The organism is Oleiphilus sp. HI0061 (assembly GCF_001635675.1).
In genome coordinates this window covers 1-831 of sequence record NZ_LWFE01001625.1, presented here as the reverse complement: position 1 = coordinate 831, position 831 = coordinate 1, and the positions used below count along the sequence as shown (strand labels likewise).

The following is an 831-nucleotide window of genomic DNA, read 5'->3' as shown; positions in this document are numbered from 1 at the left end:
ACATAACCATCATCATGTGCTTGAGCCCGGATTCTATCCATGTACTCAAGTACACCTGGGTAACGTTCGAAATAACGATCAATATATTGCGCTGCTTCTTTTCGAGATACATTGATTTGCTTCGCCAAACCAAATGCCGACATACCGTAAATCAAACCAAAGTTAATGGCTTTGGCTTTGCGGCGCTGATCAGCACTCACCTCTTCAACAGAAACATCGAAGACTTCTGCAGCAGTCGCACGGTGTACGTCTTCTCCTTGAGCAAATGCCTCCAACAAGCCCTTATCTTGAGACAAGTGCGCCATAATTCTCAGTTCTATTTGCGAATAGTCGGCTGCGATAAGCTTATAACCGTCGGGTGCAACAAAAGCCTGACGAATCTTTCGACCTTCGGTGCTTCGAATCGGAATATTCTGCAAGTTCGGATCACTAGAAGATAAACGCCCTGTCGCGGTGACAGCCTGATGATAAGAAGTATGAATTCTCCCTGTTCCCGGATTAATCAACTGCGGAAGTTTATCGGTATAAGTCGACTTGAGTTTTGCCAGACTACGGTGCTCAAGAATTAACTTAGGCAGCGGGTAGTCAAGTGCTAATTCCTGTAAGACCGGCTCGGCGGTTGAAGGTTGACCCTTGGGCGTCTTCTTGATGATCGGCAACCCTAGTTTCTCAAAGAATATCGCTTGCAACTGTTTTGGTGAACTTAAGTTGAACTCTTCACCCGCCAAGTCATAAGCTTCACGCTCTAGCTCAACAATTCGTTCGGCTAATTCCTGACTCTGCTGCCCTAGAATATGAGCGTCAACCACCGCACCTGTGCGTTCTATTTTT

General features: G+C 46.2%; 1 protein-coding gene. It reads right to left on the bottom strand.

Going from position 1 to position 831, the window contains the following annotated elements:
* Nucleotides 1-831, bottom strand: an 831-nt coding sequence (locus A3735_RS25115; protein ID WP_231882649.1) for a DNA polymerase, incomplete at both ends; no start/stop codon positions are given.